Below are 8,339 nucleotides of genomic sequence, written 5' to 3' on the forward strand. Positions count from 1 at the left end.
CAAAGTCAAACCCGCCGAACAAACATTGCCCGAACATCTACCACCAGTTAACCAAACGGCTACCTCGCGGCGACCTCGATAAATATACGCACACCCCCAACAAACAACAAATCCCCAGGAAGAGGCACTTTTTGCGCTCGTCCTGGGGCGGTTTTCTGGCTGTCGGGAAGTCCACCTGAATGTGAATAGCTAGTGGTAACAGGCCAACAGCCCATCCGGGCCATCAATAACGGTAATTGGGGTTTCGAAGATGGGCGTGAGAATCTCATCGCGCATGATTTCCTCCGGACTACCGAAGGAAACGATGCTCCCGTCCTTGGCCGCACAAATATAGTCGGCATAGCGGGCAGCGAAGTTGATGTCGTGCAACACGATGATGATCGTGCGGCCGAATTCCTTGGCGGCCTTTCGCAGGTGCTTCATCATCTCCACGGAGTGTGAGATGTCGAGGTTGTTGAGGGGTTCGTCGAGAAGCACGTAATCCGTTTCCTGGCAGAGCACCATCGCTACGTAGGCACGCTGCCGCTGGCCGCCGGAAAGTTCATCGAGGTAGCGGTTCTCCAATTCACCAAGGCGGAAAAAGTCAATGTAGCGCGAAACTACCTCTTCGTCTTCTGCAGTCAGACGCCCCTTCGAGTAAGGGAACCGGCCGAAGCTCACCAGCTGGCGCACGGTCAGCTTGGTAATGAAGTGGTTCTCCTGACGCAGGATGGAAAGGATCTTCGCCAAGTCCTGCGATTTCGTGGAGGACACGTCGTAACCGGCGACCTCGATGGTGCCTTCGTCGACGTCGAGAAGCCGGCCAATCATCGTCAGCATCGTGGACTTGCCCGCGCCGTTCGGCCCAATCAGCGCAGTGATACCGCCGGAGGGGATCTCCAGATCAATGGGGCCGATGTTGGTTTCACCGGAGTAGGACTTGGAAACTTTGGAAAGCTTGATCACAGCTTGCCCTTTCGCAGAATGACCAGAAGGAAGACGCTGCCGCCCACCAGCTCAATAATGATGGAGACCACGCCCTGCGCGTAGAAGACGTGCTGCATGAGGAAGTAGGCACCGGTGAGAACGGCAAAGGCCGTGGCGATTGCCATTGGGAACAAAAAACGGTGGTCATACGTCTCCGCTGCCTGGTAGGCCAAGGTTGCCACGAGGAAGCCAAGGAAGGTCATGGGCCCTACAAGCGCGGTACTTGTTGCCATAAGGATGGAGACCAAAATCAGCGTGTAGATTGCATTGACCTTGTGGTTAACACCAAGGTTCGTCGCAGCATCGCGTCCTAGCGCAAGCACGTTAAGCTGCCGGGAGTTCAGGAACATCAACAGCGTCACCGCGAGAACCAACGGTATGGCGATGGGATAGTACTCGCTCTCCGCGTTGTTTACGGAACCAAAGAGCCGCGCGGTGAGCACGTCGAATTCACTGGGCGTGAGCATGCGCTGCATAAACGTCGAGAGCGATCCCAAGCCCCCACCGATAATGATGCCGACCAGCAGCATCGCATGCATGTTATTGCGGCGGCTGGTCAGCAGCCACGAGTACAGCAAGAGCGACAGACCCACCATGAGTACAAGCTGAAGAAGGAAGGTCCCCATGTTGCGGGCCTGAGTTAGGCCGGAGGCGCCAAGGAAAAAGATCGTGGCTGTATTAATCGCGACGTACAGGGATTCAAACCCCATGATGGAGGGAGTAAGGATCCGGTTGTTGGTCACCGTGTGAAACGCCACCGTTGCGACTGCTTGGCACACGGCGACAACTGCCATGGCGGTCACCGCATCAGCGCGGCGGCGCGCAATAAGCCACCACTTTCGGGTCCCAAAGTCCATGGGGTTGTCATAGGCCAAGAGACCGAAGGCGAAGACCAGCCCGGCGACGATCAACGCGCCGAGGATGATCCAGTACTTTCGGGCCGCGGCCGCAGACTGGAAGCTGCCCACGTTTCGCCGGGAACGCGAAGCTTTCACATGTTCCTTCGTCGCAGGGATAGAGATACTCACACTCACTTGGTCGACCTCACGATCAAGACGACGAACACGATAGCACCCACAATGCCCAGGATGACTGATACGGGCATCTCAAACGGGGAGATAATGGTGCGGCCAATCAGGTCACACAAGGTCACGGTGGCGATGCCAAGTAGGCAGACCCACGGGAGGTTGGAGCGCAGGTCATCGCCGCGCACCAGGCTTACGACGTTGGGCACGATGAGCCCAAGGAACGGCAGGGCACCGACGACGACGGTGACCACGCCCGTTGCCACCGCGATGAGGCCAGTTCCCAGCAGGATCATCCGTTGGTAATTCAGGCCGATATTGGTGGCGATGTCCTCCCCTAGCCCGGCGACGGTGAGTTTGTCCGCATAAACGTAGACAGCAATGAGCACAAGCAACACGACCCACAGCACCTCGTACTGTCCTTCATAGACAGAAGTAAAAGATCCCATGAACCAGATTCCGAGCTGCTGCAAGGTATCCGTCGCTAGCGCCACGTATGACGATACCGCGCTAACGACAGCGCCCAGCATGATGCCGATGATCGGCACGATGAGTGAGGAGCGCAGCGCCACGCGGCGAAGGAACGCGAAGAAGACCATGGTTCCCACAAACGCGAAGGAAACCGAAATGACCATTTTCACCAGCACGGATGAGTGCGGGAAAAGGATAAGCGAAAAGAGCAGGCCCAATCCGGCCCACTCGGTGGTTCCCGTCGTCGTGGGTTCCACGAAGCGGTTTTGGGTCAACAGCTGCATGACCAAACCGCTCATCGCCATCGCGGCGCCCGCCAAGACGAGCGCCACGGTTCGCGGTATGCGGGTGGTGAAGAACATGGACCAGCCGTCCTCATTATCGAGGATGCTGTACTCCCCCACCATGAGGGAAAGGATGAGCAGCGCGATGACGCCGAGCACGCCGAGACCCAGCTTCCAGGTCAGCACAGGTCCGCGGGAGTTACGCGGGCTGACAGCTGAGTGCTCTGCCGCAGCGCTGCTCTTCACCGTCACGGTTTAGTCTCCTCCTTGGCTGCCGAGAGAGTTGTTTAGGCGTTGGCCTTCTCGAAGGCGTCGGCAAGCGCGTTCAAGATCTCGGTGTAGGTAATGATGGACTCATCAATGTAGGTGTCATTCGGCGCCACGTAAACGTTGCCTTCCTTCACAGCGGTAACGTTCTTGAGCGCCGCGTTGTCCTTGACCAGCTTCTCGCCCGGCGTGACATCCTGGCCTTCCTTGGAGATAGCGGAATCACGGTCCATGACGAGGATCCAATCCGGATTGGATTCGGCAATGGCCTCAACGGAGATATCGTCACCCTCGTGGTCATCGGAGGCGTTGGACACCTCCAGGGCCGGGGTCAGGCCAAGCAGCTCAAAAACCGGGCCGTACACACGCCCGATGCCGGGAGCGATGTAGCCGATTTCACCGCCAGAGGTGTTCACAGCCATGACCTTCTGCTCTGGGTTGTAGGCCTTCTTAGCACGCTCAGCAGCGGCGTCGAAATCCTCGATGAGCTTCGCAGCATCCTCTTCATGGCCGAAAACCTGGCCCAGGGCCTCAGTGTGGCGCTTGAGCTCGTCGAAGAAGTCTTCGTCATCGCGCGGCTCGAAGTCAAGCACCGGGACATCCTCGAGCAGCTTCTCAATATCTTCTTGGTGCTGCTCGAAGCGCTGGCCGTTCCACACGACGTCCGGCTCTGCAGCTACCAGACCTTCAAGGTCCGGCTCCTTGTGGGAGCCCAGATCAACCTCGACCGTGTCCTTGTTGTAGGTGTCACGCAAGGACTTCGGCACTAGCGGCAGCGGTGCGGCAGCAAGGTCGATATCCCACTGCGCCAGGACAGAAAAGGCGCGGTTATCCGTCACCGCAGGGTTCTCCACCGGGAGGGTGACTTCCTTCGAGCCGAAGTTATCCTCCAGGGCGATGGTGGAGGCGCCTGCCGCCGCGGATTCGGTCGGCTCAGCGGTCTCCTCAGACTGGCTGGAAGAGCAGCCGGTGAGAGCAAGCGCTGCGACCGAGAGAGTGGCGGCAACTTTGGCGGCGGTCGTGCGCGAGGCACGGCGAGAAAGGTTAAACATAGCTTCCTTGCATATTAGGTGTGGCTAACCACAGTTGGCAAATAAGGACAGCGCCTAACCTAACTCAAGTAAGGCTTACCTTTCAAGCACGCTTATGTTTCCTAATTTATGACGGGGGTAGCAGACCACCACCTGCCACCCCGTGACATGCCTTTTAGAACAAAATATTTACGCTTAGCCTTCCCCCTTCTCCGCGATGAGATCACTCACCGACACTGGCCCTTCCCTATCAAAATCCTCCCGCACCGCGCGGCGGAAATTCGGATCCGCCAAGAAATCGAGGGCAACCTGTGCCAAACCCGCCGCCGAATCAACGGCCGCATCTGCCGCCCGCGGCGTGGCAGCCCAGCGTGCAAAGTCCTCCGTATGCAGAGCCACGTCAGTTGGCGATACCTTCACCATCGGATGCAGACCAGGCACGAGGTGAGAGACATTGCCAAAGTCAGTCGAAGCAGCCACCGTATCCGGCACCGTCCCAGCGGGCAGCGCGGTGCGTCCGCGGCGCGCCTGCGTGGCCGACCACCGCTCCACCAGCGCCGCGTTGTTGCGCACGGGCAGGGTCATCGGATGCTCATCCCAATCCACGTCCACCTCTACACCGGCCATAAGTGCAGCGCCCCGGACGATGTCTTCCACCCTGGCGGACAGATCCATGAGTGTGCGCGTCCCCAACGAGCGCACGTAAATAGTCATATCCGCCGCGCTCGGGATGATGGAAGGCCGATCGCCACCGCCCATGATGGCGTGTACTCGATCCGATGGCGGCATTTGCTGCCGCATAAGCCCAATCCCCTGGTAAGCCAGGCTCGCAGCATCAAGGGCGTTGCGCCCCATGAAGGGCTGAGAGCTGGCGTGCGCGGCCACGCCACGATAGGTCACGCGTAGGATGCGCCGGCCCACCCAGGCATGCGCGCCAATGTCATAGCCAAAGCCATGGATCATCACCGCGGCATCCACGCCGTCGAGGCTGCCTCCACGAATCATGTATTCCTTGCCGGAATGCCCTTCCTCCGCTGGGGTCCCCTGGAGGAGGATGCGGCCGGACATGGGAGGGGCGTCGTCCAGCACGGCAGTAGCCGCCAAGAATCCAGTAACGCCCGCCGCGGCAATGACGTTATGCCCGCACGCGTGCCCGATCTGTGGCAGGGCATCGTACTCCGCCAGGATGGCCACGGTGGGATGCCGTTCAGGGTCGAAATCTGCACTCTGCCAGGAAGCCTCGAACGCGGTCTCCACGCCGTAGACCCCGCGGCGCGTGGAGAAGCCGTGCTCTTCAACGATGTCCGCGAGCACCGCCATAGAGCGATGTTCTTCGAAGGCCGTTTCAGGGTGAGCGTGCAGGTCCGCGACGATGTGCGCGGCCTTCTCCCGCAAGGCCTCAGCCCGCGCGGCCACCGCATCCCAGAGCTTCGCTTGGCCTGGGTAGTCCTCTCCCTGTTTTTCCGGTGGTGCTGCAGACGCCACGCGCTTGGCGACGCCCTCCTCCATCGCTTCCAAATACGCTGTCGATGGATTGTTGCGTTGATTCATGCGCTTAACCAATCATGACGTTGTTGCCCGGTCCCAACGGAAGATCTACGTAGAACCAGATGGCCAGCAAGATCGCCCACGCGGTAAAGAATGGGACCACGAAGGGCACGAGGCGCGACATCAGCGTTCCCAGGCCTGCCTCGCGTTCATAGCGCTGTAGGAAGCCAAGCATGACAATCATGTACGGGTTCAGCGGGGTGATGATCTGGGTTGCGGAATCGCCCACGCGGAATGCGCCCTGAATAAACGCCGGCTCATAGCCCAGCAGGGCAAACATGGGAACGAAGACCGCGGCCATGAGCGTCCACATCGAGGATCCGGAAATAATCAGCAGGTTCAGGCAGGACGCCAGAGCGATGAAGGCGAAAATAGCTGGGAAGCCGGTAAGCCCGATGGATTCGAGGAAGGCAGCACCCTTCACTGCAGTGAAGGTGCCGATACCGGTCCAAGAGAACAGGGCCACGAATTGGCCCAGGATGAAGGCCAAGATGAGGAAGCTCATCATGTCCTTGAGCGCGCCGATCATCATGTTCACAACATCGGTGATTCCCTTGACCGTGCCGACAACCTTGCCGTAGACCACGCCGAGCACCAAGAAGTAGGCGAAGACGATAAAGACAATGGAGTTCAGCAGCGGGGACTTGGGCAAGAAGCCGCCCTCTTCATTGCGCCACGGCGATTCTGGCAGAAGGACTGCGAAGAGAATGATGGCGGTGAGGATGACCGTGGCCACACCGGACCAGATGAGGCCCTTGGACTCGGCTGGGCGCAGCTCAGCGGTGAGCTCCTCGCCGTTCTCGTCGCGGTCGCCGCGCTCGGCGGTATCCTCAGGATCGATATCTTCCTCGGTGGGAACTTCCTGCTTCCACATGCGCGGCTCGATGACCTTATCGATGATGAAGCCGGCAAGCACACCGAGCACGATGGAAGACGCCACGTTGAAGTAGTAGTTCGACATGGCGTTAACCGGAGCGAACTCGGTATTCGGCAGGGTCTCCATGACCGCGGTCGTAATACCCGCGAAAAGTGCATCCAGGGAAGTTGGCACCAAGGATGTGGAATAGCCAGCGCCCACGGCGGCGAAGCCGCCGATCAGACCGGCCACCGGGTGGCGGCCCGCAGCCTTGAAAACCATCGCGGCCAGCGGCGGGACGATAACGAAGGCAGCATCCGCCATGACGGAGGCGGTCACACCGATAACGCCGACGGCGTACGGAAGCAACCACGGCTTCGCGGAACCGAAGAGCTTGCGAATCAACGCAGAGAGCATGCCGGAGCGCTCCGCGACACCCACGGCCAACATGATAGGCAGCACCGTCACCAGCGGCGGGAAGTTGATGTAGTTCTCACCCATTGTCGTGGTGAACCACGTCAGCCCCTCACCGGTGAACAAGCCTTTGACCGGCTGGATCTCATCCGAACCGGGCACCTTAATCTCGACGCCCATCTTCGCCATGATGGTGGAGAGAACGCCTGTGATCAGGAAAAGAATCAGGAAGATGGTGAAGGGCTCCGGCAACTTGTTGCCGATGTACTCGACACCGTTGAGGAACTTATCCAGCATTCCCCCGCCGGACTGTTGGCTCGATTTTTGCTCGGCCTTGGCGGGATTTGCTTTCGACTTCTCCGTGGTGCCGGCGCCACCTTGTGGCACTGCATTGGATGGGCTGTTCATGGGTACTCCTGTCGTAGGGGTCAGTCCCAGTGCTCCACGTCACACTGTTGGGGAAAGGCTACCACGAGAATGTAACTTGGGTAACAAATATTTTCCTTCTTCGGCAGATTTTGTACGGCCAGAGCTACTCCGACTCCACTTTCTCGCTGCCCGCTCACCTCCGCATACCTACAGGCTCTCCCCAACTACGCCCACGGTAAATAGTGGCCAAAAATCGCCAGTTTTTAGCCCCTTATCTACCGTGAGCGTCGACAGATTGCCCGATCGTTCCGCTCCCACGCTCAGCTTCGTCGCCACTCGCTGGCACCAGCCCATAAAGCCGCGCGAAAGGATCCCACCCGGCGTCGCGGTGTGGCTCATATTCCGCAAAGTTGGCAGCGTCGATGGCAGCACTGTCTGATACGAGGCGCGCAATGAGCGCGACAGTCATATCCATCCCCGCCGCCACGCCTGAGGAGGTCCATCGATTGCGGTCGTGCACCCACCGCGCCTCCGGCCGCCAGGACACATCGCCCCCGAAGGACGTGGCCCAGCTAAAAGCACGCTTATTGCTTGTTGCGGCGTAGCCCTCCAAGAGCCCGGCCGCCGCTAAGACCGCAGAACCCGTGCACACGGAGGCGATCCAAGGTGCTTGTACACCCGCCTCACGAAGCCACGACAGAAAAGATTCGTCTTCTACGAGCTTCCGGGTTCCCTTTCCGCCCGGGACGAGGAGGGCATCGGCCGGCTCAATCTGCCCATAAGAAACTGTCGGCACCACTTCCACGCCGTGCGAGCTAGCAACTGGCCCACCATCCGGTCCTGAGAAAACCACGGTGACGTCAGGCACCGCTTGAAGCAGCTGGACGGGTCCGAAGACGTCGAGAAGCTCAAAGCCCTCAAACAAAACGACCGTAATGCGGAGAGATTCGGTATCCATGCGGCCATCCTAAAGCAGGCCGTAGTGCTGCTGACGAACATCCGGGACCCGGGTTCAATTCCCGGCGGCTTCACGACCATTTAAGCGGCTTCAGGGACATTTCGTGTGGATAAACCGGGACGGATGTCCTGTGCAGCCTGGGCTAATGCG

At 59.3% G+C, this 8,339-nt stretch carries 7 protein-coding genes; all 7 read right to left on the reverse strand.

Features of this window, described 5'->3' with window-relative positions; all coding sequences use genetic code 11:
- Positions 1–189: 189 nt before the first annotated feature.
- On the reverse strand, positions 190–945 hold the full coding sequence (locus RDN59_RS10325; RefSeq protein WP_308607759.1) for an ATP-binding cassette domain-containing protein: 756 nt from the start codon (positions 943–945) through the stop codon (positions 190–192).
- On the reverse strand, positions 942–1,961 hold the full coding sequence (locus tag RDN59_RS10330; RefSeq protein WP_374044607.1) for an iron chelate uptake ABC transporter family permease subunit: 1,020 nt from the start codon (positions 1,959–1,961) through the stop codon (positions 942–944). The genes RDN59_RS10325 and RDN59_RS10330 overlap by 4 nt, the downstream gene beginning before the upstream one ends.
- Positions 1,962–1,996: 35 nt before the next feature.
- Complete coding sequence (locus RDN59_RS10335; RefSeq protein WP_308607761.1) at positions 1,997–2,998, reverse strand: iron chelate uptake ABC transporter family permease subunit; 1,002 nt, start codon at positions 2,996–2,998, stop codon at positions 1,997–1,999.
- A 35-nt stretch (positions 2,999–3,033) separates the two neighbouring features.
- Positions 3,034–4,065 carry an ABC transporter substrate-binding protein gene (locus RDN59_RS10340; RefSeq protein WP_308607762.1) on the reverse strand — a complete coding sequence of 344 codons (1,032 nt, stop codon included), beginning with the start codon at positions 4,063–4,065 and terminating at the stop codon, positions 3,034–3,036.
- Between the two features lie 174 nt (positions 4,066–4,239).
- Positions 4,240–5,595: a M20 family metallopeptidase gene (locus RDN59_RS10345; protein ID WP_308607763.1), complete on the reverse strand. Its 1,356-nt coding sequence runs from the start codon at positions 5,593–5,595 to the stop codon at positions 4,240–4,242.
- Between the two features lie 4 nt (positions 5,596–5,599).
- Positions 5,600–7,270: an AbgT family transporter gene (locus tag RDN59_RS10350; RefSeq protein ID WP_308607764.1), complete on the reverse strand. Its 1,671-nt coding sequence runs from the start codon at positions 7,268–7,270 to the stop codon at positions 5,600–5,602.
- Positions 7,271–7,502: 232 nt separating this feature from the next.
- Positions 7,503–8,189 (reverse strand): DJ-1/PfpI family protein, encoded by a 687-nt coding sequence (locus RDN59_RS10355; protein WP_308607765.1) that lies wholly within the window; start codon positions 8,187–8,189, stop codon positions 7,503–7,505.
- Between the last annotated feature and the right edge of the window lie 150 nt (positions 8,190–8,339).

The organism is uncultured Corynebacterium sp., assembly GCF_902489365.1.
Classification (GTDB): Bacteria; Actinomycetota; Actinomycetes; order Mycobacteriales; family Mycobacteriaceae; genus Corynebacterium.